Genomic DNA, 26,093 nt, shown 5'->3' with positions numbered 1-26,093 from the left:
CACAGTCCAACGGTCTGAAGCCAAGCTCATTATTTTCCCAGCTTCGCGGCTGCAATAGCATGCGGCATCAGGAATGCGGCAATCTCCGCGATGACGTTCGTCAGATCCCCCGGATCGTGCGCAACGCCTTCGACAAAAGCGCGCCATTGCCTTTGCTTTTGCTCGTCTTTAGCCAAAGCATCCGTCAAGCATCCGGTAGGTCTTCCGGGATCGGCGTTTCGCGGCGCTCGAAGGTGGCGGTGATTGCGCGCGCCAGCCTGTCATCATCGAAATCAAAGGACCTGCTGAGAATCCAGATGTCGTAAAAGTCCTTCATCCGGCTGTTCACACGCCCAAGCATGACCATCGCCTGGAACTTCTCTGCGATGACCGTCTCCCGCGCATAGGCCCGAAGTCGTGGCGCCGGGAAATCCAGCATAGAAGGATAGTCCAGCATCTCCGCCCCGGGCTCAAGCGCATCGCCAAAGCCAATGTCGATCGTCAGGTTGATCCGGGCGCCGCTGATCGAAGCGACCGCCCGTAGCCGGAGCCCACCATATTCAAGCTCCTCACGGATGCGATCCACCCTCAGGGTGTCGGCATCGAACATGACACCATCGTCAACCTGCTGCGCCAGGATTTCCCGAAATGTGCCCAGCATCAGGTCCGGTTCGGGACTGCCAAAGCCCAGAAGGTCGAGATCGCGCGTGCCGCGGTGCGGATCCTCGAACCAGCTCATCATCAGCATAGCGCCCTTCAGCACGAAGCGACCGGCATGGGGTGACTGGCTGAGCCGGAACAGCAACCGCTCGAGGGCAAAACGCGTCAGAACCAGATCAAAGCTTTGCCCGCTTGCCTTGGAGAGTTGCAGGGGGCGGGCCCGCACCGAGGCGCCAACATTTCTGATTTCCTTAGCCATTGGCGGTCAGTGCCTCGAGATAGGGGCGGATCACGGTGCCAACACCACCACGTTCGGCCTGGTTGGCGATGTCGCCGGGCGTGGCCTTGCGCTGCCGCAGTGCTTCCTGAAGTCCCTCGATCGCCACAGAAAGACCGATCTTGCTGCGATAGCGGAAGCAATCGGCAATTGTTTTGGCGACTCGAAAGACCTTTACAGGAACGCCTTCGACCAGATGCGTTTCGACCCCATCGTGGAGCAGGCTCTCCGTAAAGCGCACGATACGAATAGGTGTGCCATCTGGTTTCGGAGCCCAGTCTTTGCGGCCAATGGCAAGCCACACGTGTCTCGGCAGCTGATCGGTGAGGCCGTGAAATGCGAGAGCTGAGACAAGGCAGACGACGGCTTTCGGAACACGCTTGGCGGTCTCTGCGAGACTATGGTTGGCATCGAGCTCGGCATCGGGAAGTTGATAGAGACCACGAGCAAGCCGCAGAACTTCGCCATCCCGTTCCATTCGGCTCATTGTGGCCGCTGTCACACCAGCGTTCCGAAGCTCCGCCAGACGTGCTATGCCGCGCTCGATGAGCACGGTCCGGGCGATTTGACGTTGAGTCGCGGAGCCAGTCATTGATACAAAAACTCGGATCGTGGAAACCATTGTCCGAGGAATTGTATCACCGCTCACAAGCTCGATAAAGCCCTCAAATAGCGCGGGCGGTGGCCATGAAGCAAAAAATCAGCGCCTCGACGATCGACAACGGACAGGTCGGGTGACTGTGTCAGGCCCGAAGACGTCAGCCGGGGACCACAGAGGCAGAAACAGTAGCGGCGGTGAGCGAATTCATGGATACGAAGCTACATCACCTGAGCGCTTTTTGCTATCATAATTGCAAGAAACCACACGGCCTGTCGTGATCATATACTGACTGATAAGACTGCCGTATCAATCACTTACTGAGGTACAGTGCTCGGCCATTTGAGCCAATATTAATTGGCTGGCTACACATTTGCAGTCGATTTTTCCGGTGCCCCGAGAGTAAGACCCCCCAGGCCGAGCGCTAGGCGCGGCTTGCACGTTGCGGCCCTTAAGCATGAGCTGCCTTTGCTCTATGTTGCCCGCATGGCAGGGAACTTCTTGGGACGGGACTGCGGCGTTGGCGGGTTGGGATGAAACTTCGGAAGAGATTACGCGCATTCGGCGTCGTTTAGCCGATCTCGACGCCGAGCGCGCGGAGCTTGAGCTTGTGTTGGAAGAGCTCGAGCAAAAGCTGGCATCCGGTAGTCGCGCGGCTGAACGGTCGTCCTTTACCGATGCGCCGGTCACCAACAACTCGCCATCGATCGAGAAGATCGAGCTGTTTCGCCGTTTGTTTGCTGGGCGCCCCGATGTTTTTCCCGTTCGATGGGAAAACAGAAAGGCCGGGCGCTCAGGATATTCGCCGGCCTGCTCCAACGAATGGGCGAAGGGGATCTGCGGCAAACCGAAGGTGAAATGTGGAGAGTGCCCGCATCAGGCCTTCATTCCACCCATCGCCGATATCATCGAAAAGCACCTGCGTGGCGGCGATGGCCGTTTCGGCGACTTCATCGCCGGGGTTTATCCTCTGCTTCAAGACGAAACGTGTTTCGAGCGGAAGGATCATCTCGATTACCTTCAGCAGCGCTTCGCGCCTTTCGTAAAGAATATCGCGGTCCTGCGCGGCGGCATGTCAGCCAGCGACCGAAAACTGGCCAATGCCGCATTGCGGGTCTCGGATGACGAGGAGCGGCTGATAATCGCGACGGGCCGCTACATCGGCGAAGGCTTTGATGACGCCCGACTCGACACGTTGTTCTTGACGATGCCCATCGCCTGGAAGGGAACCCTGGCGCAGTATGTCGGCCGTCTGCATCGTCTGCATGACGGCAAGAAGGATGTCCTGGTCGTCGATTATGTCGATGACACCGTCCCGGTTCTGGCCCGGATGGCGGCGAAGCGTCGCGCGGGCTATCGGGCGCTGGGCTACATGATCGAGTAGCGGCGCCGTGTGGGTGGAGTGCGCTGGTTCACGGCGACCCGGTCCCCGCGTGAAAACGGCAAGTTCAGAATTTCCTCCGAGAACGACCTGCGGGCTTTCGTCACCAGGCGCAAGATCTTCTGTGGCGCAACAGCCTCCACGGCCGTATTGCCCGCGACGTCATGCTCGGCCGCATGAAGACCTGTCGCGTATGTCGTTTCACCGCTATCTCGGTGATTGTCTTGGTCTCGCAACCGGCGGATCAAAAATACCGTCGCTGGCCGACCTCGTGGGCATGCCCCGCCTGACGGTCACCCTTTCCGCAGAAACGGCACCAGCTTGCCACCTTGAGCGGCGACTGCCTGCTTTTCCTTTCGCAAGAGCTGTGGCGAAACATTCCATTGCCGGCCATTGTCGCCGTGCACCGTCACCGTCTTGCGATTTCGACGGATGACGATTCCAGCCTGCGTCTGGCCGCTATTGTCTTCGAACATCACCCGCTCGCCGATCGCCAGTTCAAGCAAGGCATGCGTCGTCTTCTGCTGATGCAGAAACCGGAGCCGATCGACGACCGCATCGTGCAAGGCGATCAGCTCCGTTTCGCTCAAGTCGTCAAGGTTAATGCCGTGCATTCTGGGCCTCCATCCAGAGCAATCGTCGCTGTGAAAACCGACCAATGCAACGCGGGTCAACAGCTACCTACAACATCATTTCAGCCCGTTGAGGCAGCGCCGCCACCCTATCGGCTTCACCCGCCTTCGAGCAGTCCTTGTTCGGACCTCATTCATGAATCATGAACCATATGATATTGCGGGTAAAAATCTGTAAACGGAAGTAACCGCAATGTTACTTCCGTCATCCGGATGCCATCTACCGCGACGCCTCACTATCGATAGGTTTCAAGTATCGATAGTGAGATGGTCCACCCGTTGACCATCTGCAGATTTGCATCTATCGTAGAGCAAAGGTCGAACCGCGGGCTTCTGGCACTGCTTTCGCCGAGCGCGCGCAACCATGGAGAACCGACGATGACCGTGACCGTCAAGGTCGCCGAGGCCAAGGCGCATCTTTCCGAACTGCTGGCGCGCGTCGAAGCCGGCGAGGAGGTGATCATTGCCCGTGGCAATGATCCGATTGCCGTACTGTCGCGCATTCGCAAGGAAAGCTCCATAGAGACGGCAATCGCCGAGATCCGGGCGATGCGGGCGCTGGCCAAACCCGTTACCCAGGAAGAGATCCGCGCCTGGCGCGATGAAGGCCGTGCGTAATGTCGTTCGTCCTCGACGCCTCGATCGCTGCCAGCTGGTTTCTTCCCGATGAGGAAAGCGAGGCCGCCGAGACGCTGATTGCGGCGCTCGCCGTCGCACCGGGCCTGGTGCCTGCGCTGTTCTGGTTCGAAGTCCGCAACCTCTTCGTCATGGCGGAGCGACGCGGCCGGGTGAATCCCGGCTCAGCGCTCGCCATGACACTGAGCCTGCGCGGATTGCCGTTGCAGGACGGCGGCTTCGGCAATGACGTCTCCGTCGTTGATCTTGCCCTCAAGCATGGTCTCTCGGGATACGACGCGAGCTACGTCGCGCTGGCGAAATCGACTGAGCTGCCGCTTGCGACGGTCGATCGAAGGATGGCCGCCGCCGCACGCGGCGAAGGCTTGAAGATAGTGGGTCCACTTGAGCATGAGCACTGATCCGAATTCTACTTGCCAGGATGACCGAAACGCCGACCGTGCGTCCCGCCTGCGTGATCACACAAGCCGGACATTAAAGGGGTGTGCGATCTGGCGGCCGAGGGTAGGCGCGCAGCCCCGGTCGGAGCGAGCTCCGCTCACGACGGACTGTATGACGAGCACGGCTTGCCGAGATGATCGCCGGCGACCTACACGAAAGCTCTGAAAGACGTGGCCGACCTTGATTTCAGTCGGCAGCATGCTTGTCCGTCAGCAACTCGGCATTGAGGTGCTCGAGGCCCGGCTCCATTTCGGACTTTTCGACGGCGGCGAGGTCGGCGTCGCTCAGGTCCGCCGTCGTCTCGACGCGACGGTCACGCCGCGACAGCCGCAGATAATCCTCATAGGCAATGAGCACGGTGCGCGGCCGGCCATTCTCGGTAATGATCACCGGCTCGCGCTCGGCGGCATCCTGGTAGGCCGGGAAATTCTTGGAAACCGCCGCCTCGGTCACGGTGGACGCCATTTCAATGCTCCTCTTTTCCGCAACACACGGATTTTCCGGAATGCCCACAAGAGCGTCGGTGGCTGAATCCATGATCAACAAACATAGAGTTGCGGCGTCGGACAGCCAAGCGGTGCATCGCCGCGCGGAGCTCGACGCTCTCGACGCCATCCTGCCGTTCGGCCGGCGCGACCAGCTCGCCGGGCTGCTGACCGACGACGACGTCGCAACGCTGAAGCATCTCGCAGCTGAGGGCATGGGCGAAAATACGCTCAGGGCGCTCGCCTCCGATCTGGGCTATCTCGAGGCCTGGTGCCGGCTTGCGACCGGTACCCCCCTCCCCTGGCCAGCGCCGGAAGCGCTGATCCTGAAATTCGTCGCCCACCACCTCTGGGACCCGGTCAAGCGCGCCGAGGATCCGAGCCACGGCATGCCGGCTGAGGTCGAAGCCGAATTGCGCGCGGAGCGGCTGCTGAAAACGCAAGGACCGCACGCACCGGGCACGGTGCGGCGGCGGCTGACCTCGTGGTCGATCCTCACCCGCTGGCGCGGTCTGACCGGCGCCTTTGGCGCGCCCTCGCTGAAAAGCGCCCTCAGGCTGGCGGTCAAGGCGAGCAATCGGCCGCGGCAGAGGAAGAGCAGGAAGGCGGTGACCGTCGATATCCTGGCGCAATTGCTCGGGACCTGCGCCGGCGAGCGGGTGGTCGACGTGCGCGACCGGGCCCTGCTTTTGACCGCCTTTGCCTCCGGCGGCCGTCGGCGGTCGGAAGTGGCGGGATTGCGTGTCGAGGATCTCGTTGACGAGGAACCGGTGCGCGCCGATCCGGCCGACAAGAACTCCCCTCCCCTGCCATGCCTGTCGATCCGTCTCGGCCGCACGAAAACGACGACCCGCGACGACAGCGAACATGTGCTGCTGATCGGTCGTCCGGCGAGCGCTCTGAAACGTTGGCTGTCGGAAGCTGCAATCAAGGAAGGGCCGGTATTTCGGCGCATCGATCAATGGGGTAATGTCGACCGGCGGCCGCTGACGCCCCAATCGGTCAACCTGATCCTGAAGCGCCGCTGCCGGCAGGCCGGGCTCGACCCGGCGCTGTTTTCGGCGCATGGCCTAAGATCCGGCTATCTAACCGAGGCGGCCAATCGCGGCATTCCGCTCCCGGAAGCAATGGAGCAGTCGCTGCACAAGTCAGTGACCCAGGCGGCGAGCTATTACAATTATGCTGAACGTAAACAGGGCCGGGCAGCCAGGCTGATCGTCTAAAGCGCGTATTGCCTGGGCCCTGGCTATATCGTTCAATCTAATGCAGGGCCTTTGGTACAGTGGCAACCAAGGGCTGAAGCGGAGGCAAGCGCGCGCTCCGCCAGCTTGTGGAGGCGTCAGTGATATTGCGGCTGGCCATCGCGGGTGGGCTGATTGCGGCAACGGTCACCATTCAGGCATTTTTCATGTCCGCCGGACTGCGGGCCTTCCGGCAGATGGAGAAGGACCGGCCTGATTTCCTTAGCCATTATCCGACTCTCGTCACCGTGGCCTGGGTCATCTACCTGATCATCCCGATCCTGTTCGATGTCTGCCTCTGGGCAGCGTTCTACTATCTTGCGCAGGCCCTTCCGAGCTTTGAAGACGCCCTCTACTTCTCGACCGTCACCTTCACGACGGTCGGCTACGGCGACATCGTTCTCGACAGGGACTGGCGCCAGGTCGCGACCTTCGAGGCGATCAATGGCTGGATCATCTTCGGATGGGCAACGGCTCTGATGATGGCCGTCATCCAGCGCCTCTACTTCCGCACCGATCCGCAGGCAATGGATGACGGCGACCCGAAGGGCTGATTGCGATCAGCAACACGGCGCTGCCGTCACGACGGCGCTCCGGGCGGCAGGAGAAACAGCGTCAAGCCGAAGATGGCATAGACCGCCAGCGCCATGACGCCCGCATACCAGGCCGCGCGCCCGCCATTCGACAACAGCGTTGCGGCCATCGTCGCGACCAGCATCATCGCAACCGCTCCGGGCCAGAATTGCAGGGACATCGGCGCCGGACCGACAAAATAGCTGACGAGCACCAGGACCGGGGCCACGAAAAGAGCGATCTGCGCGGCACTGCCCAATGCGATGCTGACACTTAGGTCAAGGCGATTTGCGCGCGCCGCCGAGAAAGCCGACGTCATTTCCGCCGCCCCGCCCACCAGGGCGACGACGATGAAGCCGACGAAGGCCGGCGTCATCCCGAGATGCTGGGCGGCGACCTGGACGGAGCCGACGAAGATCTCGCTGACCATCGCCACCAGCAGCGTGACGACAATCAGAACGACGGTCCCGACCGGAAGCGGCCAGGGTTTCTCCTCCTCTTCGGCGTGGCCGCTGCTGGCGAAAAGTTCGCGGTGAGTCCTGAGCGAAAACAACATGCCCAGCGCGTAAACGATGATCAGAAGAATTGCCAACCCCAGGCTCAGCTGCTGCGAGAAGGCGGCCGCGGGCGCGCGATCCACTTCGCTGATCAGCGAGGGCACCAGAATGGCGATCGTCGCGAGGAACAACAGGCTCGCCTGGAAGCGCGCGTTCACCCTGTTGAATTCCTGCAGGTGGTGCTTGAGACCACCGACGAGAAAGGCGCCTCCCAGCATGAAAAGGGTGTTGGTGACGATCGCACCGGCAATCGATGCCTTGACCAGCAGATATTGCCCGGCCTGCAGGGCCGCAAGCGAGATCACCAGTTCTGTCAGGTTTCCGAGCGTGGCGTTGAGCAGGCCCCCGACGGCGTCTCCGGTCTTCGCGGCGACCGCCTCGGTCGCACGGCTCAACAGTGCGGCGAGCGGCACGATAGCTACGACCGAAAGGAGAAACAGCAGGGTGTGCGCCTCGGGCGAAACCCGCTCCAGCAGGATGACGACAGGCACGAACACGATGAGCGCAAGGAGGGGCGTTCGTCGAAACTCGGCGATGGCGGCTCCAATGGCAGAGCGTGGTGGCGCGGCGGCGCCTCGTTCCTCGAAATTGTGCATTGACTTTCCCCGGATGAGCTGCGGGCTCCGCTCGAGGCGAGGAAAATCGTCTGCGCTTCCGCCCGATGCCGGTTTGCCGGCCTAATCGTTCACCACCGTCCAGGTGTCGTCCGGGTCGAAGCGGTCGATGAACGGCACGATCGCCGCGGTGCTGGCCCCGAGATCCCGTTCGTAGACGATGCCCTGCTGGTTGACGAGGAAGGTCTTGACGCCCGTCTCGGCATAGGTCACCGGCCAGACGATCAGCGCGAAGCCGGCAATCATGTTGTCGTTGATGACATAATCATAGCGGCCGCCGGCGATGTTGTCGCCCTGCGAGGTCAGGATGCGGTAGCGATAGCCGAAATAGCCCTCGCCGGCCTTGGCCTTTTCCAAAGCGGCCTCGTTGATCGCGTCGCCGACCGGGCTTTCACCGTCGCCCTGATCGGCCGGCCAGAAGAGCCCGTCGGTCTGATCCGGGCTGCTGATCAGCTTCTGGGCATATTCGAGCACACCGTCGGCGTCGCGGTCCACCGAAGCATAGTCCTTCTGCGCCTCGACATAGGCGCGGGCCGTCTCGATCGCCTGGAGCTCGTTCTCGCCGACGCGGCGGTTGACGATCTCCTCGAGCCCGACATAGGTGTCGAAAGCCCATTTGCCGTCCTCGCCCTTGGTGATCGGGAAGGGCAGCGGCCAGAGCCGGTCGCCGATCTCGATGATCTTGCGGCCTTCGAGATCGCGCACCCGGACATTGCGGGCCGCCCCCTCGCGAATCTGCGCGAAGGTCTCCATCGCGTCCTCGCCGGTCCTCACCTTTGCCGCGTCGAGCCCGAGCAGCTTGGCGACCCCGTCGAAATCATTGGCGGCAAGCGCCGATTTGAGCGCCTCCACCGCCTTGGCCGGATCGTCGAATACCGGTGGATCCTCCGCTGCGGCGTAGTCCTCGATGTTTTCCGGCGGCTTCACCTGCGCGAAGGCCAGATCGATGGACGCAACGGCGAGCGTGAGCCCGATCGCCAGTCCCGGAAGAACCGGTCCCAGGAGAAGAGGATGAAAGAGCTTGCTCATGGTCGTTCTCCCATCGTCCGGTTAACGTCTGCCGCCGCGCCCGCCACCGCGGCCACCGCCGCCGCGGCCCATTGGCGGCCTGCCGCCGCCGCCGCGGCTCATTTGCGGGCGTCCGCCGCCCCGATGGCCGCCGCCCATGCTGTGGCCGCCACGCCGTGACGAAGCGACCTCGCGCCGGCCGGAATTGACGTTGCCGAGACCGGACGGTTTCCTCGGCCGGTTCTGCGCCTTCGAGGCCATCTTCTTCTTGCCGGCCGGCCGGTTGACGGAGGACTTCTTGCCCTGCGGCCGGTTGACGCTCGGCTTTAGGTCGCCGGCCTTCGCCCTTGCCGCCGCCTGCCCGCCGCCGGGACGCGTTCCTGGCCGTGCCGATGCGTCCCGTCTCGGTTGGGCCTTCAGCCCTTCGAGCGTGCTCTTGCGCACGTCCTTCAGCTGGCCACCCCCGGCACCACCCGGGCGCGCCTGCGGCCGGTCGCGGTTGATCTCGGCGGCGCGGTTGCGCAGGTTGTTGTCGCCCCTGGCCTTGATGTTGTTCTTGATGTTGGTCCGGTCGAACTTGTTGAACTGGTCGCGGTCGAAGCTGAGCTTGCTGCGGTCGACATTCTTCCAGTCGATGTCGTTGAAGTTGAGCTTGCCGTCGAAGTCGATGTTGTTGAAGCATTTGTTGCAGTCGACGTCGATGTCGCCGTCCCAGCGCCCGCCCCAGACACCCCAGTCGTCCCAGTCGACGATGGCGCCGAAGATCGCCCCGGTGACCGCACCGGCGAAAAAGGCTGCGCCCGGATACCAATAGGCGGGATAGGGATCGTCGTAATAATCGATCGGTGCCGGCATGTAACCCGGCTCGTAGAGCATCTCGGGCGGATACTGCGGCACATAGATGGTTTCGGGGCTCGCTGACTGGATGATGATGTTGTCGCCCTCCTCGACCACCTTCATCTTGTCGTCCGTCTTGATGATGTCCTTGGCGACCGCCTCGTCGCGCAATTGCTGGATGGCGATCAGCACGTCCTTCTGCTGATTGGCGATCGCCTCGCCGAAGGCCTGGGTCCATTCGAGATCCTCGCTCATCATCTTGACGATCTCGGGATAGTTCAAAAGCGAGATGACGCTGCCGTCCCAGCTTTCCTTCGGCTTCAGCTCGGCGTTCTTCTTGCGAGCCTCGAGAAACCGTTCCGCCTCGATGATCTGCAGGGGAAAGAGCGACGCCGCAGAGACGAGTGCTACCAGTTCGTCCGGATAGAGCGCGATGCGCGCCACCAGCACCTCGAGTTCGTCATCGGTCAGCGGTTCGGGCGCCGCCGGCTGCTCCGCGGGCGGAGCGGGCGTTGACGGTGCGGCTGCCTGCTGTGCCAGCGCTGCCGAAGAGAGCGGCGTGCCGTCGATCTGCAGCAGGGATGATGCGGCCAGGGCGACGAGTCCCCCCAGAACGGACTTGTGCATGATACGCGACTCCCTCAAGCGTCGGAGAAAGCGCTCGCATTTCAGGAAACAGCGCCTTTCCGAGACGGCCCCTCAAACAAGTCTGGAGCAAGACTACCACTTGTGGTCTTGCTCTCAAAGCGTCGCAATCAAAAGATTTTCGGGTCCGGCCCCTTGACTCCGGTTGTATCTGATGGGCCAGAGACACCGGGCAGCAGCGCGTCTTTTCGAGAGGCGCACGGAGGAGGCTGCAGCGGTTTGAATGCAGCAAGCGCGGAGACTTGACGGGTGAAGCAGCGCCGCCCCTCGCCAGACACGAAACGCGCCGGAACGAAGGCTGACGACGGCGCTGCCGGCAAGCGCGTGACGCTTGCCCGGGCGCTCTCCAAGCTCGGCTACTGTTCGCGCACCCAGGCCGAAAGGCTGATCGCCGAGGGCCGCGTCAGCGTCGGCGGCCGGAAGACGACCGACCTCTCGCTTTGGATCGACATCGACCGGGACCGGATCACCGTGGACGGCACTCCGGTCGCGGCCGAGGCCAGGATCTATCTGATGCTGAACAAGCCGCGCGGCCTGGTGACGACGCGCGACGACCCGGAAGGGCGGCCGACGGTGTTCGATTGCCTCGGCAAGGTCGATGCCCGTTTCATGTCGCCGGTCGGAAGGCTCGACAAGGCGAGCGAGGGACTGCTGCTCTTCACCAACGACACCGTCTTGGCGCAACGCCTGCTTGATCCCGCCACCCATCTCGGCAAGACCTACCACGTCCAGGTTCGCGGCCTCTTCGACGAGGCCGCGGCGCGGGCGATGATGGACGGCGTCAGCGAGGGCGGCGAGATGCTGAAGGCGATCGACGTCCGCCGCCTGAGGAGCGGCGACAAAAACTCCTGGATCGAGGTCGAGCTTCAGGAAGGCCGCAACCGGCAGATCCGCCGCATGCTGGATGCACTCGGTTTCGAATGCCTGCGGCTCGTTCGCGTTTCGATCGGCGAAATCCGTCTCGGCGACCTGCCCAAGGGGGCGAGCCGGCCCCTGAGCGAGGCGGAGGTCCAGTATCTTCGGCGACATACCGGTTCCTGATCGTTTCGATGGGTGGAAATCCACCCATAGCCAGGCGCTTTTGTTTCCAAATCCACCCATCGCCCCGCCGCTCCTGCGGGAAATGCGCAAAACGACCGCTGAGAGCGGTTGTCTGTGGTAAAATCCCGTTTGCTAATGGGTGCAACCAGAACCGGCGGGAGGAACCGTGCCGGCTGGTGGACACGTCATCCGGGAGGAAAAGATGAAAATTTTGAACGCGCTTCTGGGCGCCGCCGCCGCCGTTTCGCTGTTTGCCGCTTCGGCCAGCGCCCAAACCTATCCGGAGCGCTCGATCACCATGGTGGTCCCCTTCTCGGCCGGCGGCCCGACCGACACGGTCGCCCGCCTCGTCGCCGAGTCCATGTCGAAGGATCTCGGCCAGCAGATCATCGTCGAGAACGTCGGCGGCGCCGGCGGCACGCTCGGTGCGGGCCGCGTCGCCCAGGCCGATCCCGACGGCTATACGATCCTGCTGCACCATATCGGCATGGCGACCAGCGCCACGCTCTACCGCAAGCTCGCCTATGACACGCTGAACGCCTTCGAATATGTCGGCCTCGTCACCGAAGTGCCGATGACGATCGTCGCCCGCAAGGACTTCGAGCCGACCGACCTCAAGGGCCTGATCGAATACGCCAAGGCCAACAAGGATACGGTGACGGTCGCCAATGCCGGCATCGGCGCGGCGTCGCATCTTTGCGGCATGATGTTCATGAGCGCCATCGAGACGCCGCTCACCACCGTGCCTTACAAGGGCACCGGCCCGGCAATGACCGATCTGCTCGGCGGCCAGGTCGACATCATGTGCGACCAGACGACCAATACCACGAAGCAGATCCAGGGCGGCACGATCAAGGCCTATGCCACAACCTCGCCGAAGCGCCTGAAGATCTTCCCCGACCTGCCGACGGCTGAAGAGGCCGGCCTCAAGGGCTTCCAGGTCGGCATCTGGCACGGCGTCTATGCACCGAAGGGCACGCCGGCCGACGTCACCGATCGCCTGTCGAAGTCGCTGCAGAAGGCTCTGAAGGACGAGAACGTCGCGGCCCGCTTCGCAGAGCTCGGCACCGAACCTTCGAGCGAAGCCGATGCGACCCCGGCGGCGCTGAAGGCCAAGCTTGAAAGCGAGATCGCCCGCTGGAAGCCGGTGATCGAGGCAGCCGGCCAGTACGCCGACTAATCGGCTCCCGCGAGCCGCCGCCGATCCGTTCTCCAACCGGGAGCGGGACGAAAGCGGCATCGCCTCCGACCGGCCGCGCTGTGGGGCAGCGGCCGGTCGGAGAACTCGACCGGCGGCCGGCAAAGTTGACAGCCGTCAACTTGCTCTCGGCCCGCTACGGCGCCGCGCGTCTTTCCAGACGCAAGACGTTTCGCTGTAGCACTTTGAAGTCCTTCATGTTCTTATCCTTGAACCGGCTCCGTTTCGAGGAAACATGCAGGAGCTTGAGCCGGCAAAATGCGAGGACATCGCCCAGACATCAGGGCCAAGCCATCAGGACGCTGGCGGCCGCGTTCGAACGATAAAATGGGGACAAGATGAAAGCCATCTCCTTCGATGCCACCAACGCGCTGTGCGGGAGTATCCTGACGGCCGTTGGCCTTTTCTTCGCCTGGCAGTCCTTCGGGCTCGAGCTCGGCACCGCCTTCCGGATGGGCCCCGGCTATTTCCCGCTGCTGCTCTCCGTCGTGCTGACGCTGCTCGGCGTCGTCATCCTGGTGCAGTCGGCCCGGGTGAACCACGAGCCGATGGGGCCGATCGCCATCCGCGGCATGCTCTTCATCCTGCCGGCGCCGATCTTCTTCGGGCTGACGGTACGGGGACTGGGCTTCGTGCCGGCCGTGTTCTTCACGGCGCTGATCGCTTGTTTCGCTTCGCATCGCATGAAGCCGCTCTGGGCGCTGGCCGTCTCGCTGGGGCTGGCGATCTTCTCGGTCGCGGTGTTCAGCTACGGCCTCAACCTGCCGTTCGAACGCTTCGGCCCCTGGGTCCGGTTCTAGGAGACGGATGATGGATCTCTTCAGCAATCTTGCCCTCGGCTTTGCCACCGCCGCTTCGCCGGCGAACCTCCTCTTCTGCCTGATCGGCGTGCTCCTCGGCACGCTGATCGGCGTGCTTCCCGGCATCGGCGCCACGGCGACGATCGCCATGCTGCTGCCGATCACCTTCCAGCTCGAGCCGGTCTCGTCGCTGATCATGCTCGCCGGCATCTATTACGGCGCCCAATATGGCGGCTCGACCACGGCGATCCTGATCAACATGCCGGGCGAATCCTCCTCCGCCGTCACCGCCATCGACGGCTACCAGATGGCCCGCAACGGCCGCGCCGGCACGGCGCTGGCGGTCGCAGCGCTCGGCTCGTTCTTCGCCGGCACGGTCTCGACCTTCCTCGTCGCCCTCTTCGCGCCGCCGCTCACCGAAATCGCGCTGGAATTCGGCGCCGCCGAATATTTCTCGCTGATGATCGTCGGCCTCGTCTCCTCCGTCGCGCTGGCGCACGGCTCGGTCGTCAAGGCGCTCGCCATGGTGGCGCTCGGCCTGCTGCTCGGCCTCGTCGGCACCGACATCTATACCGGCACGCCGCGCTTCACGCTGGGCATTCGCGAGTATGCCGACGGCCTCAACTTCGTGGCGCTCGCGGTCGGCGTCTTCGGCATCGCCGAGATCCTGCGCAACCTCGAAAGCGAAAAGACCCGCGAAGTCCTGATGGCGAAGGTCAGCGAGCTTCTGCCGACGAAAGAGGATTTCAAGCGGATGTTCGCGCCTGTCGTGCGCGGCACGGTGATCGGCTCGGCGCTCGGCGTGCTGCCCGGCGGCGGCGCCATCCTCGCCGCCTTCGCCTCCTACACGGTGGAAAAGCGCCTCTCCGACCGGCCCGAGGAATTCGGCCGCGGCGCCATTGCCGGCGTCGCCGGCCCGGAAAGCGCCAACAATGCCGGCGCCCAGACCTCGTTCATCCCGCTACTCACCCTCGGTATTCCGGCCAACCCGGTCATGGCGCTGATGATCGGCGCGATGATCATCCAGGGCATCGTGCCCGGCCCGAATGTCGCGGTCGAACAGCCGGCGCTCTTCTGGGGCATCATCGCCTCGATGTGGATCGGCAACCTGATGCTCGTCGTCCTGAACCTGCCGCTGATCGGGCTCTGGGTGAAGCTTCTGAAGATCCCCTATTTCGTGCTCTTCCCGATCATCATGGCTTTCTGCTCGATCGGGGTCTACAGCGTCAATTCCAACGTCTTCGACCTCTACGCCGTCGCCTTCTTCGGGCTCATCGGCTACCTGCTCCTGAAGCTGCGCTGCGAGCCGGCACCGCTCTTGCTCGGCTTCGTGCTCGGGCCGCTGCTCGAGGAGAATCTTCGGCGCGCCATGATCCTGTCGCGCGGCGACCCGACCACCTTCGTCACCCGGCCGATCAGCGCCGTCCTCTTGCTGATCGCTGCCATCGTGCTCGTCGTCGTGTTCCTGCCGAGCGTCAAGGCGAAGCGCGAGGAGGTCTTCGTCGAAGAGGATTGAGAAGGCCTCTCTTGCAACCCGTTGCGGCCCCGTGCCTCCCCAGGCGCGGGGCCGCATGCTATATCGGCCACCATGACGGCATGCGCCGTCTTCTCTTTCCCGCCGCCTCGCTCCTGGCGCCTTTTTTTCAACGGTAGGTTGACATCGGACGCAACGAAGGCCGCCGCCGGTCTAGGCTCTGCGCGAGCGTCCGTTGCTCAAGCCGGTATTCGTGCTGCCACGAGCGTCTCGTCCGGAGCCGAAGCAAGCAGGCAAGCGATATTGCGCGGGACGCAGAACCCGACCTCGTCTGACAGATTGCCGCAATCGGCGGTTACCGTCTTTGATGCCGCATTTGCAACGCTTATATGAGGCCAGCAAAGCCGGAGCTTGAAATGAACAACGAATTGCAGGGCCGCGCTGCTCATGTAGCAGCGATCCGCGAAAGCGCGGAAGAAGAGATGAGCGCGATCGGGGTCGACGCCGCCTTCATCGGCACCCTGGTCGATACATTTTATGGCCGCGTGCTGGCACATCCCGAACTCGGGCCGGTCTTCGACGCCAGGCTTTCGGGACGCTGGCCTGAACATATGGAGAAGATGAAGAGCTTCTGGTCCGCCATTGCCTTCCGCAGTGGCGCCTACGGGGGAAAGCCGGTCCAGGCGCATCTTGGCGTCGCCAACATGACGCCGGAGCTTTTCCCGAAATGGCTGGAGCTTTTTGCTGCAACGCTTGAGGATATTGCCCCCAACAATGAGGCGAAGGTCTGGTTCATGGCCACGGCGGAGCGTATCGCGCGAAGCCTGACGCTTTCGCTCTTCTACAATCCGGCACTCGACGACCCGGCGCTGAGGCGAGCCTGATCGAGGCTTTTCGGCCGAAAGAGATCGTGCCGGCAGACGGCTAGAAATGGCGGCCGGCGGCCAATGCCTCCTCGGCATCGTCGACCGACATCTCGAAAACCGTTTTGCCGATCTCGAAGCCGAAGCCTGCCCTGGCAAAGGCGGAGAGCTCCTTCGACCTTCGCTTTTCGTCCGAGTCACACTTCCGGAACGGCCCGAAGGCGCGCTTTCGGGCAAGGACGAGGGCCGCGTAAAGGTCATCCGCCTCGGCGACGGCGGCCGCGACCGTATCCTTGGCGACACCCTTCTGCGACAAATTCTGCGCGATTGCACGTTTCGATTTGCCGCCACGCATGCCCGAACGGGCCTTGATTTCGGCATAGGCCGTATCGTCGAGCGCCCGGTTGTCAGAGGCGAACTTCACGGCGGAGTCGGCGAGCGCCTTGACCTGCGCGTCGCTGATTTTGTCGAACTCCTGCCTGGCCTTTCGCGAAATGGCGTCGAAGAGCTGCTTTTCCGTATGCATCCGCCGTTCGAGGCGATAGATGGCCGAATTGCGCGCCCATGCGAACATGCGCGGCGTCGGCGTGTCGGATTGCTGCGTCTCTTCGTCCAAGTCCAGCCTGATCTCCCGTTCGTTCACGACCTAGTGCGTCGAGGCAAATCCTCCGCGCTCCCTACCCGTCCTCCACGCAGGTCGCCCGGTCAAGACTCGTCCCTGGATCCATACATGCGAAGCCATGCGAATTCAAATTGGCGAAGGAGAGCGTATCCAGCTTCACGGCTTCAGGGTACCACACGCTGCGACGATCGCTCCTTCGGAGCGGACTTGCGGTGCCCGAGATCGGCTAATACCCCAACGCCATCCCATCCTTGCGGGGGTCGGACGCTCCGATCAGGACGCCGCGCTCCCAGTCGATCCGGATGGCCTGCGCGCCGCCGATGGCGATGCGGGGCGACTCAATCTTGAAGCCGCGGCGTTCGAGCTCGGCGCCGAGGCGGGTGCGGATGGCTGCCTCGGCTTCCACCGTCGCGGTGGCGGGCAATGGGAAGAGGCGCGGCAGGTCGATGGCCGTCTGAAGATCGAGGCCGCAATCGTAGAGCCGGGACAACAGATGGGCATGACCCATCGCCTGGTAGTGACCGCCCATGACGCCGAACGGCATGACCACGCGGCCGGCCTCGGCGACCATTCCGGGAATGATCGTGTGCATCGGCCGCTTGCGCGGGCCGACCTCGTTCGGATGCCCTGCCACAAGCGAAAAGCTCTGGCCCCGATTGTGGAACAACACGCCGGAGCGCGGTGCCATGAGCCCGCTGCCATAGGCGCTGAAGATCGAATTGATGAAGCTGACTGCGTTGCGGTCTCGATCCACCACGCAAAGATAGACGGTGTCCTTGTGCTCGACCGTGTCGAAGGACGGCAGCGGCTCGGCGATCCGATCGACGGAGATGGCGCTGACGAGGCGGTCGGCAAGCGTGCTCGACAGCATGTGCTCGACGGCCTTGTCCGAACCGGTCGGATCGGCGACCATCGCGTCACGCGCGGCGTAGGCGAGCCGGGTCGCCTCGAGGAGGACATGCAGATCGTCGATGGCGAACGGGTCCTTGGACAGCGAGAAACGCGCAAGGATGTTCAGGATGAGGAGGGCGACGACGCCCTGACCGTTCGGCGGGCATTCGTAGACGGTTCGGCCGCGATAGGTCGTGGAGATCGGTGTCACATAGTCTCCCTGGGCGCTGCCGAAATCCTCGAGGCTGTGACGGCCGCCGAGGCCGCGCAGATAGTCAACCATGTCCGCTGCCACGGCACCGCCATAGAAGGCGTCCCGACCCTCGTGCGCGATCGCGTCGAGGGTATCGGCGAGCAGGGGCTGGTGCTGGATGCTGCCGACCGGCGGCGCCTCTCCCTCCACTAGGAAGGTGGCCCGGGCGGTCGGATCCCCCGCCAGGAGATCGCGCTGCAGGCCAAGATCGGCGGCGACGCGCGGCGTCAGCACGTAGCCCTCGCGTGCCATCGCGATCGCCGGCTGAAGGACCTCGGCGATTGGCATCCGGCCGAAGTCGCGCAACAGGCGGCACCAGGCATCGACGGCTCCGGGAACCGTAACCGCGTGCGGCGTTGAGCGCTCGATCGCCTCCACCCCTTCGGCCCGCAACGCCTCGCCGGTCAGGCCGGCCGGCGCCCGGCCAGAGCCGTTATAGGCGCGGATGTCAGTCGATCCTTCCAGCGCTATCATTGCAAAACAATCCCCGCCGACGCCGGTCGAGCCCGCCTCGACGACCGACTGCACAGCGACGGCCGCCACCGCCGCATCGACGGCGTTGCCGCCTGCCTTCAGGACCTCGATCGCCGTCAGGGTCGCGGCCGGATGCGAGGTTGCCGCCATCCCGTGACGGGCAACGGCCAGCGATCGGCCGGGATCCTCGAAGTTGCGCATGGCGTTGTCTTGTCACTCCCTGAGCATCGCCAAGGCAGCAGTGGCCCGGCGTGAGTCGCGAACAGCCGAACATGTCTTGCGGCTTCATAATCAATCGATGATACCAGTCCTGCGGGGCTTGGCGACACCGGCATGGCCTGCCTCGCCGTTCGGCACTCCCCTTACTTCACCTGCGAGAAGGTGAAGGCGATATCGCCATGATACCAGACGAACTCGTTCTCCTTGGCGTTGAGCCCTCCGGGGTTTCGCAGCACCAGGCCGCACAGGCGCGCGGTGTCGAGCCACAAAAAACAGACCTCATCCCCCTCAAAGCGTATCTCGACGCCGCTCATGCGGCCACCGCCGATGGAGGCCCAGCCTCCCGATAGCGTGCCCTTGCCCTCCGTCGAGAAGGTTGCCTCGTGCGCCTCGCCATAGTCCAGCATGCGTCCGCGCAGCCGTTGCCCGAAGAACAGCGAACGGACCTCTTCGGCCGTCAGCTTGTTGATGCTGGTGAAATCGCCGCTCGTCAGGCTCTCCGGCACTCCGGCAAGCCGCAGCCCCTCGAGGAGCGATTGCCTGTCCTCGTGCCTGGCGAGATCAAGCGGCGGCGTGGTCGAGATGGTGGCGACGGTTCCGCCGCGTCCGACGCTAAGGGCGTTGAAACGGGCGACGGCATTTTCGGCTGCCGATCGCTGACCAAGATGTCCGGCCGCGGCGGCGAGCAGAAGGAAGGAATTCTCATCCCCGGAATTGAGCTTGGTGCTGCTCTCCGCTGCCTCCGCCGCCGCCTCGTAGTTCCGCATGCTGAACTCGGTCAGGCCGAGGACGTACATGAAGAAGGAGGGATAGTGCGGGTCGAGCCGGATGGCCGTGCGGATATGGGGTATAGCCTCATCCGGCCGCCCGACGGATGTGAGGGTGAGCGCCATCATGGCGTAGCTCCAGGAATCTCCCGGTTCGAGCGCGATGGCTTCCTTGAGTTCGGCAAGCGCCTGTGCATGCTGCCAGTCGGCTTCGGCCAGCAGTCCAGCCACCTGATGCGCCAGCGCCGTCTTGTAGCGCTGTGCAGTGCGCAGATACTTCGATGCCTTGGCTCTCGCTTCGAACCGCGTCATTCCCAAATGGTAGTGCCAACGCCAGGCATAAAGGCGCGCGTAGACCATCGCCGCCGCGGCGTAGGCCCGTCCATAGGCGGGGTCGAGCGCAATCGCCTCTTCGAAATAGGGCACGGCCTTGGCAATATCCTCGGGGGTCATGCGCCGATGATGTTCCCAGCCGCGCAGGAACGCATCGAAAGCCGCCGGGACCGTCGTTTCCTTGCGGCCGAGCGCCATTTGCTCGCCGGGCTGCAAGCGAAGCGCCAGGGCCTCGGCAATGCCGCGGGTCACGTCGTCCTGCAATGCGAAGACATCGGCGAGCGTCCCGTCGAATTTTCCCGCCCAGGCGTGCCCGCCGCTTTGCGCGTCGACGAGTTGGGCATTGATGCGGAGCTGTTCCCCGGCCCGCTGCACGCTGCCCTCCAGGATATATCTGACCCCGAGTTCCCCGGACACCTGCGCGGCCGTCACCGCCCTGCCCTTGTAGGTGAAGGTCGAATTGCGGGCGATCACGAACAGTCCGGAAATCTGCGCCAACTCGGTGACGAGCGCATCGGTCATGCCATCGGCGAAGTACTCCTGCCTGGGGTCGTCGCTGACATTGGCGAAGGGAAGCACCGCGATCGACGGCTTGTCCGGCAGGGCGAGTTCCGCGCGGGCGATCGAGGCCGTTTGAGTGGTCTGCCGCCATGGCTGCCACCAGATCAGGCCGGCAGCGACGGCGAACACCGCGGCACACGCAGCGAGCACTCCAAAGCGTCTTCGGCGACGTCGCACCGCCGTCTTCGTACTGCCGACGGGCGTTTCACATGGCAGGAGGCGGTAGGTCCGCACCGGCTTTTCGATGTGCTTCAGGCGCTGTTCGCCGAGGAAGTCGAAGCCGACGTCGAGGTGCTTCTCGACCTGGTCGAAAGCCGTGCCGGAGATCATGATCCCGCCCGGCTCGGCGCGGCTCTGCAGGCGCTCGGCGATGATCACCCCATCGCCCTGGATGTCGTCGCCCTCGACGATCACGTCGCCGAGATTGATGCCGATGCGGAATTCAAGCCCGTTCTGTTCGACGCCGCGGTTCTCGGATTTCGCCCGCTGCACCTCCACCGCGCAGCGGACCGCCTCGACGACGCTGTGGAACTCGATCAGCAGCCCGTCGCCCATGGTCTTGATCAACCGCCCGCCGTGGGCGGCAATGCGTTTTTCGAAAAGCTCGTGCAGATCGGCCTGAAACCGCACACGGGTGCCTTCCTCGTCGGCCTGGCTGAGTAGTCCATAGCCGGCGACGTCCGCAATCATGACGGCGGCAAGCCTGCGCTCCATTGGACGAAGTCCCTCGGATGACTACTCTACCGCAATATCGGCGATTACTAAAACGAGCCGGTGGACCTGGACCTTGCGTGCGCCGCAATCGAAGAGACAAGCGTCGGTATCGCGCGCTTCGGGAACCCCGTGAGCCATCAGGATGGCACGAGCCATCTTGATGGCATAACCGTCTCGGCCTCTAAGCGGACAAGGAGCTCCAAAATGGCCGAGCCCCAGCTTTCCGTCAGAAGTGCCAGAGCCCGCGATCTTGCGCATCGGCTTGCGCGACGCGAAAATCGCTCGATCGCCGATATCGTCGAACGTGCGCTTGAAGCCTATGAGATTCGCGAAGCGGGCCGCGAGCCCGCGTCGGCTTTCTACGCCCGCCTGTCTGACAGTTCCGGAAGCGACATCGATCTTGAGGCAGTGATCAGGGAAGGACGACGGCCCCACAAAGGCCCCGAGCTTTGATCTTTCTGGACACCAATGTCATCTCCGAGACGTTGCGCAAGTCGCCGTCCGAAACGGTGATCTCCTGGCTGGTGCGTCACGACGCGGAGATCGCACTTCCGACCGTCACGATCGCCGAGATCGCCTACGCTATCCAGAAGATCATGCCCGATCAGCGCGCGGTGCGGCTGGAACAGGCGCTTTCCGACTGGCGGCGACGGTTTGCCGGCCGGATATTCGGTTTAATGGAAGAGGCGGCGATTGCCTATGGCGAGATCATGGGCGCAGCCTCGAGGCAGGGGAGCACAATGTCGGCTCCGGACGGCATGATCGCCGCCATCACACAGGTGAATCGCGGACGTTTGGCGACCCGCAATATTGCGGACTTTCGATCGACGGGGCTCGACCTCGTTTCGCCGTGGGAGTTCTGATTTAGCTCTTCACCACGGCCGGCCATTCGCTCGTCGTGCCCGGCTGCACCGGCCGTTCCAGGTAGGTCGAAAGCACCACATAGCTGCGCGTTGCCTTGACGCCGGGCGTGTCGTAGAGGCGCGCCAACAGGCCCTCGAGCGCATGGGTGCTCTCGGTGCGGACCTTGAGCAGCATGCAGGTGTCGCCTGCGACCGAGTGGATCTCCTCGACTTCCGGATATTCCTCGATCGCAAGGAGGGCCTGTGTCTTGCCCCAGCCGGTCGTGTCGACATGGACGAAGGCGAGCAGCGTTTTGCCCACAGCCTCGGGATCGATCAGCGCCGCGACGCGGCGGATTGCCCCTGAGCGCCGGAGGCGCTTCACCCGCTCGTGCGCGGCCGGCGGCGAAAGCCCGACGCGTTCACCGAGCTCGGCGTAGCTCGTCGTCGCGTCCTCGACCAGGACGCCTAATAGCTTTCGGTCCATCGCGTCGAGGTCGCGCTCCGGCGGACGCTTCCGCCGAACGTCATCTGTATTTTGATCCATTCCGTTATTTCCTCTTGCTGCCGAATTATGTTCTGCAACCATGCAGGAATGACGAACATCGATCAATCCATTTCCACCCTATCCGCAGAGCGGGCACGCATTCCGCCCTTCGCCTTCGTGCTGACGGTCTGCATCGGCGTCATCGGCTCCAACTCGCTGGCGCTCGGACCGATCGCACCGGAAGTGGCGAAGGCCCTCGGCGCCGACGTCCCTGCCGTGATGACGGCTTCCGCTGCCTTCGGCCTCGGCACCGCGGCGAGCGCCGTCTTTCTCGGGCGCCTCATCGACCGCAACGGCCCGCGGCGCATGCTCGCGGCGGCGCTGTTGCTGCTTGCCGCCGGGCTCGCCGGCAGCGCCTTCGCGCCGGCGTTGCCGCTCCTGGTCGCCGCCCAGCTCGTCGTCGGCATCGCCGCGGGCATTGCGCTTCCGGCCATCTACACGCTGGCCTCGGTGATCGCGCCGGCCGGGCGGGAGAGCGAGACGATCGGCCTGGTGCTGACCGGCTGGACGCTGAGCATGGTGGCCGGCGTGCCCCTGTCGGCGGCCATCGCCGATTTCGCCGGCTGGCGGGCAGTCTATCTCGTCGTCGCTGCCGCAACGCTGGTCGCCTGCGCCGCCGTCCGGCTCGCGACGGTGCGTGAGGGTCCGGGGGGCAAGGCGACGTCGCCGCTGGCAGCACTCGGCGTCAGCGGCGTCGCGCCGCTTCTCATCGCCTGCGCGGCCTTCATGGCGGCCTTCTATGGTGTCTACGCCTATATCGGCGACCATCTCCATGCCGCGCTCGGCCTGCCCGTCAGCGCCAATGGCCTCGTTGCGGTGTCCTACGGTTTGGGCTTCGGCGGTGCCGCCTTCCTCGACCGGCTGATCGATCGCTTCGGCGCGGACAGGCTGCTGCCGCTCATTTTCCTCGCCGTCGCCGGCGTCTACGTTCTCATGTCGGCAGCGAGCGGGTCCTATCCTGCCATGCTGGCGGTCGTATTTCTCTGGGGGCTTGCCAACCATTTCGGCTTGAACGTGCTGATCATGCGGCTGACCGGACTCGACCCCGCCAGACGTGGCGCAATCATGGGGCTCAACAGCGGCGTCACCTATCTCGCCCTCTTCGCCGGCACGCTCGGCTTCGGTGCGGCCTATTCCGGGACTGCCTTTTACACCCTGCCGCTGGCGGCGGCAGCCTTGATGCTGGCGGCAGCCGCCTCGGCAGCGCTGGCGCCACGCTAAGGTGTACTTGCGAGGGTTCCGGTAGGAAAAGGGGGTGCGCTCTCATTCGATTCGGGCGCACCCACGCCTCCCCCCTCCGTGCGGGAAAGTCGAGATTCATACGGAGCAAACGAAGCCATCGAGCCGACTTGTCGAGTATAATGTTCTTTATTTGTTCTCGGGGACGTGCAATGCTCGCCTTTGGGAACTTCGGTGAGGTGACACATGGACGACAAGCACACGCTGTTTCGGAAGCTGCACGACGACCCCGGAACCTTCATCATTCCCAATCCCTGGGATACCGGCACGGCGCGAATTCTGGCCGCGTTTCCCGCTCTCGCCACGACCAGCGCCGGCATGGCGTTTTCGCTCGGCCTGCCGGAGGGTCGCGCCTCGCGCGAACAAACCCTCGCCCACTGCCGGTCGATCGTCGATGCGACGCCGCTTCCGGTTTCCGCCGATCTCGAAAAAGGCTTCGGGGACGACCCGGAAAGTGCCGCGGAGACCGTCGTGGCGGCGGCCGGCATCGGCTTGGCCGGGTGCTCTCTCGAAGACCACACGGGAGATCGGGCACGGCCCATCTTCGATTTCGGACTGGCGGTGGAGCGTATCGAGGCGGCGGCGCAGGCATGCCGATCGCTGCCGCACGATTTCCTTCTGACGGCGCGTTGCGAGAATTTCCTGTGGGGGCACACCGATCTCGACGATACGATCAGGCGCCTGCAAGCCTTCGAGCGGGCCGGGGCCGATGTGCTCTACGCTCCGGGCCTGCCCGACCTCGATTCGATCCGCGCCATTTGCGAGGCTGTGACGAAGCCGGTCAACGTCGTGATGGGCATGCCGGGGCTGACGTTCGGCCTTGCCGAACTGGCCGAGGCCGGGGCGAAACGCATCAGTGTCGGTTCCGCCCTGGCTCGTCTTGCCTTCGGTGCGGTGGTGGACGCTGCACGGGAGATGCGATCGCAGGGCACTTTCCGGTTTTCGGAGAAGGCGATGGGCTTTGCGGAACTGGAGGGATTCTTCCGCAACTAAGTAGCAACTGCCTCCAGCCACCCGATCGTTCCCCGACAGGCTTGCACCTTCGATCGGTCTTGCTGACAAAGTCGAAAAGGATCAAATTGACCCTGTTCATGGGGGAATGTCAGGTGATCGGCGCTGGGACGCTGGCAACTTTTCTACTTTGCCGAGATCAAAAATTACCCGCCCCGGTACCGGGGAACCATTGATGGTGAACGAACTGCGATAACTCTCAGGAGCTCACAATATGCCTGGCACCAAACGGCCCTATGATGAGTCACTTTTGCGCAAGGCCTTCGATGTGGCGCGGCGTTCGCGCGAAGGCGGGGATCACCCGTTTGGTTCAATTCTCGCCGACCGTGACGGCAATGTCTTACTGGAACAGTGCAATGGCTACAGTTCGGAAGGAGGCGACCGCACTGCCCACGCCGAGCGACTTCTCGCCACGCGCGCCGGCAAATCCTATGATTTGGATTTTTTAGCCGAATGCACGATGTACACATCCGCGGAGCCATGCGCCATGTGCTCAGGCGCGATCTATTGGGCAGGCATAGGGCGCGTCGTGTTTGGCCTGTCCGAGAGAGAGATGAAACAACAGATAGGCGACAGCAAGGAAAATCCGACGCTTGACCTCCCCTGCGACATCGTGTTCGCCGCCGGTCAGCGCCCGACGGAAGTCGTCGGTCCCATGCTTGCGGACGAGGCGGCGAAACTCCACAAGGAATACTGGTCCCGCCGTTGATGGCCCTTCTGCGACATGGGTGGCAGTTGCTACCTAGTTGCGGCTTCTTTCCGAGCATCGAGGTAAGCGGCTGTTTACGCCCGCGTCATCAACGCCCGCCTCGGCCCCCCCCCTCCTCCTCCTTCAAATAGCTCACCACCGCATCGGCGATCATCGTGCGGTGCCGGCCGATCGTCGCCGGTTCGGAGAGGTCGCGGCGGAAGATCGTGCCGAAGGTGTAGCGGTTCGAAACGCGGAAGAAGCAGAAGGCGCTGATCAGCATGTGGATGTCGATCGGATCGGCCCTGCGGCGGAAGGTGCCGTCCGCTAGGCCGCGCTGAACTATGGCATCAATTGTCTGGATCACCGAGACGTTCAACTCGCGGATCGCCTCGGAGCGCAGCATGTGGGCGGCGTGGTGGATGTTCTCGATGCTGACCAGGCGGACGAAGTCCGGATTGGCCTCGTCATGGTCGAAGGTGGTGGCGATCAGGGTGCGGAGCGCCTGTTCGGGCGGCAGGTTGGCGAGTTCCAGGTCAGCCTCGAGCGTGCGGATCTTGCGGTAGGAGCGCTCCAGCACGGCGAGATAGAGCGCTTCCTTGCTGCCGAAATAATAATAGATCATACGCTTCGAGGTGCGGGTCCGTTCGGCGATCTGATCCACCCGGGCGCCCGCCAGGCCGTGGGTCGAAAACTCCTCCGTCGCCACCTCGAGAATGTCTTCCTGGGTTCTCGCCGGATCGTTCTTCCTGCCGTTCATCTGCCGTTCGGCCATCGTCGCGCGCTGCCCCGCTCTTCCACAAGCCCTTGTTCCGTCGGCCATAATGCCCGCTTTAAAGGGTCGAGCCGGAGGCCCCTCTCCCAAGCGATGCATCAAGACATATTCAGCTTGGCGCTTGCTTTCAATAGCAAGCCGCTTGACATCCGAACTAGTTAGTACATTTTAGAGGGACATAGCCGGACACGCGGAGGAGCGCGGGGTCCTGGCGGCC

Annotated in this window: 26 protein-coding genes and 1 pseudogene; 15 read left to right on the top strand and 12 right to left on the bottom strand. The window is 63.5% G+C overall.

The window, feature by feature from the left end; translation table 11 throughout:
- Positions 1–29: 29 nt before the first annotated feature.
- Positions 30–898 (bottom strand): annotated as a pseudogene (locus NGR_RS00245) (nucleotidyl transferase AbiEii/AbiGii toxin family protein).
- The gene (locus NGR_RS00240; RefSeq protein ID WP_164924022.1) at positions 891–1,508 is read right to left on the bottom strand and encodes a type IV toxin-antitoxin system AbiEi family antitoxin domain-containing protein; all 618 of its coding nucleotides are present in this window, start codon (positions 1,506–1,508) and stop codon (positions 891–893) included. Before NGR_RS00240 ends, NGR_RS00245 begins: the two are co-directional and overlap by 8 nt.
- A 526-nt stretch (positions 1,509–2,034) precedes the next feature.
- Between NGR_RS00240 and NGR_RS00235 the strand changes: the two genes are divergently transcribed.
- Positions 2,035–2,898, top strand: a complete 864-nt coding sequence (locus tag NGR_RS00235; RefSeq protein WP_012706130.1) for a TOTE conflict system archaeo-eukaryotic primase domain-containing protein — start codon at positions 2,035–2,037, stop codon at positions 2,896–2,898.
- A 290-nt stretch (positions 2,899–3,188) separates the two neighbouring features.
- Here the strand turns inward: NGR_RS00235 and NGR_RS00230 are convergent, their stop codons facing one another.
- Positions 3,189–3,509, bottom strand: a complete 321-nt coding sequence (locus tag NGR_RS00230; protein WP_012706128.1) for a hypothetical protein — start codon at positions 3,507–3,509, stop codon at positions 3,189–3,191.
- Positions 3,510–3,905: 396 nt separating this feature from the next.
- Between NGR_RS00230 and NGR_RS00225 the strand changes: the two genes are divergently transcribed.
- Complete coding sequence (locus NGR_RS00225; RefSeq protein WP_012706127.1) at positions 3,906–4,145, top strand: type II toxin-antitoxin system Phd/YefM family antitoxin; 240 nt, start codon at positions 3,906–3,908, stop codon at positions 4,143–4,145.
- On the top strand, positions 4,145–4,564 hold the full coding sequence (locus NGR_RS00220) for a type II toxin-antitoxin system VapC family toxin (protein ID WP_012706126.1): 420 nt from the start codon (positions 4,145–4,147) through the stop codon (positions 4,562–4,564). The genes NGR_RS00225 and NGR_RS00220 overlap by 1 nt, the downstream gene beginning before the upstream one ends.
- Positions 4,565–4,790: 226 nt before the next feature.
- Here NGR_RS00220 and NGR_RS00215 read toward each other — a convergent pair whose 3' ends face one another.
- Positions 4,791–5,069 carry a type II toxin-antitoxin system Phd/YefM family antitoxin gene (locus NGR_RS00215; RefSeq protein ID WP_012706125.1) on the bottom strand — a complete coding sequence of 93 codons (279 nt, stop codon included), beginning with the start codon at positions 5,067–5,069 and terminating at the stop codon, positions 4,791–4,793.
- 70 nt (positions 5,070–5,139) lie between these two features.
- Between NGR_RS00215 and NGR_RS00210 the strand changes: the two genes are divergently transcribed.
- Together NGR_RS00210 and NGR_RS00205 are read left to right on the top strand one after the other, a co-directional pair.
- Positions 5,140–6,312: a site-specific integrase gene (locus NGR_RS00210; protein WP_164923773.1), complete on the top strand. Its 1,173-nt coding sequence runs from the start codon at positions 5,140–5,142 to the stop codon at positions 6,310–6,312.
- Between the two features lie 119 nt (positions 6,313–6,431).
- Positions 6,432–6,884, top strand: coding sequence for a potassium channel family protein (locus NGR_RS00205; RefSeq protein WP_012706123.1), 453 nt, complete (start codon positions 6,432–6,434; stop codon positions 6,882–6,884).
- 26 nt (positions 6,885–6,910) lie between these two features.
- Here NGR_RS00205 and cax read toward each other — a convergent pair whose 3' ends face one another.
- From cax to NGR_RS00190, 3 genes are all read right to left on the bottom strand, one after another.
- On the bottom strand, positions 6,911–8,056 hold the full coding sequence (gene cax / locus NGR_RS00200; protein ID WP_012706122.1) for a calcium/proton exchanger: 1,146 nt from the start codon (positions 8,054–8,056) through the stop codon (positions 6,911–6,913).
- Positions 8,057–8,137: 81 nt separating this feature from the next.
- Entirely contained in the window at positions 8,138–9,103 is a 966-nt protein-coding gene (locus NGR_RS00195; RefSeq protein WP_012706121.1) for a DUF2950 domain-containing protein, read from the bottom strand.
- Between the two features lie 21 nt (positions 9,104–9,124).
- Positions 9,125–10,546 carry a DUF3300 domain-containing protein gene (locus tag NGR_RS00190; RefSeq protein WP_012706120.1) on the bottom strand — a complete coding sequence of 474 codons (1,422 nt, stop codon included), beginning with the start codon at positions 10,544–10,546 and terminating at the stop codon, positions 9,125–9,127.
- A gap of 267 nt (positions 10,547–10,813) precedes the next feature.
- On the opposite strand from NGR_RS00190, the gene NGR_RS00185 reads away from it, so the two are divergent.
- From NGR_RS00185 to NGR_RS00165, 5 genes are all read left to right on the top strand, one after another.
- Positions 10,814–11,605, top strand: coding sequence for a pseudouridine synthase (locus NGR_RS00185; protein WP_012706119.1), 792 nt, complete (start codon positions 10,814–10,816; stop codon positions 11,603–11,605).
- A gap of 202 nt (positions 11,606–11,807) precedes the next feature.
- On the top strand, positions 11,808–12,785 hold the full coding sequence (locus NGR_RS00180) for a tripartite tricarboxylate transporter substrate binding protein BugD (RefSeq protein WP_012706118.1): 978 nt from the start codon (positions 11,808–11,810) through the stop codon (positions 12,783–12,785).
- A gap of 356 nt (positions 12,786–13,141) precedes the next feature.
- A complete protein-coding gene (locus NGR_RS00175) occupies positions 13,142–13,603 on the top strand; it encodes a tripartite tricarboxylate transporter TctB family protein (RefSeq protein WP_012706117.1) in 462 nt (153 codons plus the stop codon).
- 10 nt (positions 13,604–13,613) lie between these two features.
- Entirely contained in the window at positions 13,614–15,119 is a 1,506-nt protein-coding gene (locus tag NGR_RS00170) for a tripartite tricarboxylate transporter permease (protein WP_164923772.1), read from the top strand.
- Positions 15,120–15,493: 374 nt separating this feature from the next.
- On the top strand, positions 15,494–15,961 hold the full coding sequence (locus NGR_RS00165) for a group III truncated hemoglobin (RefSeq protein ID WP_012706115.1): 468 nt from the start codon (positions 15,494–15,496) through the stop codon (positions 15,959–15,961).
- Between the two features lie 40 nt (positions 15,962–16,001).
- Here NGR_RS00165 and recX read toward each other — a convergent pair whose 3' ends face one another.
- The 3 genes from recX to NGR_RS00150 all read right to left on the bottom strand — a co-directional run bounded on the left by recX (position 16,002) and on the right by NGR_RS00150 (position 20,774).
- Positions 16,002–16,556 carry a recombination regulator RecX gene (gene recX, locus NGR_RS00160; protein WP_012706114.1) on the bottom strand — a complete coding sequence of 185 codons (555 nt, stop codon included), beginning with the start codon at positions 16,554–16,556 and terminating at the stop codon, positions 16,002–16,004.
- A gap of 232 nt (positions 16,557–16,788) precedes the next feature.
- Entirely contained in the window at positions 16,789–18,381 is a 1,593-nt protein-coding gene (locus NGR_RS00155; protein WP_012706113.1) for a gamma-glutamyltransferase family protein, read from the bottom strand.
- A 161-nt stretch (positions 18,382–18,542) separates the two neighbouring features.
- Positions 18,543–20,774: an adenylate/guanylate cyclase domain-containing protein gene (locus tag NGR_RS00150; protein WP_012706112.1), complete on the bottom strand. Its 2,232-nt coding sequence runs from the start codon at positions 20,772–20,774 to the stop codon at positions 18,543–18,545.
- A 204-nt stretch (positions 20,775–20,978) separates the two neighbouring features.
- Here NGR_RS00150 and NGR_RS00145 point away from each other — a divergent pair, with 204 nt between their 5' ends.
- Both NGR_RS00145 and NGR_RS00140 read left to right on the top strand, forming a co-directional pair.
- The gene (locus NGR_RS00145) at positions 20,979–21,227 is read left to right on the top strand and encodes a type II toxin-antitoxin system VapB family antitoxin (protein ID WP_012706111.1); all 249 of its coding nucleotides are present in this window, start codon (positions 20,979–20,981) and stop codon (positions 21,225–21,227) included.
- A complete protein-coding gene (locus NGR_RS00140) occupies positions 21,224–21,637 on the top strand; it encodes a PIN domain-containing protein (protein ID WP_012706110.1) in 414 nt (137 codons plus the stop codon). The genes NGR_RS00145 and NGR_RS00140 overlap by 4 nt, the downstream gene beginning before the upstream one ends.
- A gap of 1 nt (position 21,638) precedes the next feature.
- Here the strand turns inward: NGR_RS00140 and NGR_RS00135 are convergent, their stop codons facing one another.
- Positions 21,639–22,163 carry an Lrp/AsnC family transcriptional regulator gene (locus tag NGR_RS00135; protein WP_012706109.1) on the bottom strand — a complete coding sequence of 175 codons (525 nt, stop codon included), beginning with the start codon at positions 22,161–22,163 and terminating at the stop codon, positions 21,639–21,641.
- A gap of 48 nt (positions 22,164–22,211) precedes the next feature.
- Between NGR_RS00135 and NGR_RS00130 the strand changes: the two genes are divergently transcribed.
- From NGR_RS00130 to NGR_RS00120, 3 genes are all read left to right on the top strand, one after another.
- Complete coding sequence (locus NGR_RS00130) at positions 22,212–23,384, top strand: MFS transporter (RefSeq protein WP_164923771.1); 1,173 nt, start codon at positions 22,212–22,214, stop codon at positions 23,382–23,384.
- A 204-nt stretch (positions 23,385–23,588) separates the two neighbouring features.
- Positions 23,589–24,395, top strand: coding sequence for an isocitrate lyase/PEP mutase family protein (locus NGR_RS00125; protein WP_012706107.1), 807 nt, complete (start codon positions 23,589–23,591; stop codon positions 24,393–24,395).
- A gap of 232 nt (positions 24,396–24,627) precedes the next feature.
- A complete protein-coding gene (locus NGR_RS00120; RefSeq protein WP_012706106.1) occupies positions 24,628–25,122 on the top strand; it encodes a nucleoside deaminase in 495 nt (164 codons plus the stop codon).
- Positions 25,123–25,210: 88 nt separating this feature from the next.
- On the opposite strand, the gene NGR_RS00115 is transcribed toward NGR_RS00120, so the two are convergent.
- Complete coding sequence (locus tag NGR_RS00115; RefSeq protein ID WP_012706105.1) at positions 25,211–25,876, bottom strand: TetR family transcriptional regulator; 666 nt, start codon at positions 25,874–25,876, stop codon at positions 25,211–25,213.
- Positions 25,877–26,093 lie beyond the last annotated feature (217 nt).

This window comes from Sinorhizobium fredii NGR234 (genome assembly GCF_000018545.1).
Classification (GTDB): domain Bacteria; phylum Pseudomonadota; class Alphaproteobacteria; order Rhizobiales; family Rhizobiaceae; genus Sinorhizobium; species Sinorhizobium fredii_A.
The sequence above is the reverse complement of the archived record's forward strand: the minus strand, read 5'-3'. Positions and strand labels throughout refer to the sequence as shown.

Excerpts from the sequence above, each read along its gene's own strand:
- NGR_RS00240 (WP_164924022.1), bottom strand. The coding sequence starts at position 1,508 with ATGACTGGCTCCGCGACTCAACGTCAAATCGCCCGGACCGTGCTCATC.
- NGR_RS00230 (WP_012706128.1), bottom strand. The coding sequence starts at position 3,509 with ATGCACGGCATTAACCTTGACGACTTGAGCGAAACGGAGCTGATCGCC.
- NGR_RS00225 (WP_012706127.1), top strand. The coding sequence starts at position 3,906 with ATGACCGTGACCGTCAAGGTCGCCGAGGCCAAGGCGCATCTTTCCGAA.
- NGR_RS00220 (WP_012706126.1), top strand. The coding sequence starts at position 4,145 with ATGTCGTTCGTCCTCGACGCCTCGATCGCTGCCAGCTGGTTTCTTCCC.
- NGR_RS00215 (WP_012706125.1), bottom strand. The coding sequence starts at position 5,069 with ATGGCGTCCACCGTGACCGAGGCGGCGGTTTCCAAGAATTTCCCGGCC.
- NGR_RS00210 (WP_164923773.1), top strand. The coding sequence starts at position 5,140 with ATGATCAACAAACATAGAGTTGCGGCGTCGGACAGCCAAGCGGTGCAT.
- cax (WP_012706122.1), bottom strand. The coding sequence starts at position 8,056 with ATGCACAATTTCGAGGAACGAGGCGCCGCCGCGCCACCACGCTCTGCC.
- NGR_RS00195 (WP_012706121.1), bottom strand. The coding sequence starts at position 9,103 with ATGAGCAAGCTCTTTCATCCTCTTCTCCTGGGACCGGTTCTTCCGGGA.
- NGR_RS00190 (WP_012706120.1), bottom strand. The coding sequence starts at position 10,546 with ATGCACAAGTCCGTTCTGGGGGGACTCGTCGCCCTGGCCGCATCATCC.
- NGR_RS00180 (WP_012706118.1), top strand. The coding sequence starts at position 11,808 with ATGAAAATTTTGAACGCGCTTCTGGGCGCCGCCGCCGCCGTTTCGCTG.
- NGR_RS00175 (WP_012706117.1), top strand. The coding sequence starts at position 13,142 with ATGAAAGCCATCTCCTTCGATGCCACCAACGCGCTGTGCGGGAGTATC.
- NGR_RS00170 (WP_164923772.1), top strand. The coding sequence starts at position 13,614 with ATGGATCTCTTCAGCAATCTTGCCCTCGGCTTTGCCACCGCCGCTTCG.
- NGR_RS00165 (WP_012706115.1), top strand. The coding sequence starts at position 15,494 with ATGAACAACGAATTGCAGGGCCGCGCTGCTCATGTAGCAGCGATCCGC.
- NGR_RS00155 (WP_012706113.1), bottom strand. The coding sequence starts at position 18,381 with ATGCGCAACTTCGAGGATCCCGGCCGATCGCTGGCCGTTGCCCGTCAC.
- NGR_RS00150 (WP_012706112.1), bottom strand. The coding sequence starts at position 20,774 with ATGGAGCGCAGGCTTGCCGCCGTCATGATTGCGGACGTCGCCGGCTAT.
- NGR_RS00145 (WP_012706111.1), top strand. The coding sequence starts at position 20,979 with ATGGCCGAGCCCCAGCTTTCCGTCAGAAGTGCCAGAGCCCGCGATCTT.
- NGR_RS00135 (WP_012706109.1), bottom strand. The coding sequence starts at position 22,163 with ATGGATCAAAATACAGATGACGTTCGGCGGAAGCGTCCGCCGGAGCGC.
- NGR_RS00130 (WP_164923771.1), top strand. The coding sequence starts at position 22,212 with ATGACGAACATCGATCAATCCATTTCCACCCTATCCGCAGAGCGGGCA.
- NGR_RS00125 (WP_012706107.1), top strand. The coding sequence starts at position 23,589 with ATGGACGACAAGCACACGCTGTTTCGGAAGCTGCACGACGACCCCGGA.
- NGR_RS00120 (WP_012706106.1), top strand. The coding sequence starts at position 24,628 with ATGCCTGGCACCAAACGGCCCTATGATGAGTCACTTTTGCGCAAGGCC.
- NGR_RS00115 (WP_012706105.1), bottom strand. The coding sequence starts at position 25,876 with ATGGCCGAACGGCAGATGAACGGCAGGAAGAACGATCCGGCGAGAACC.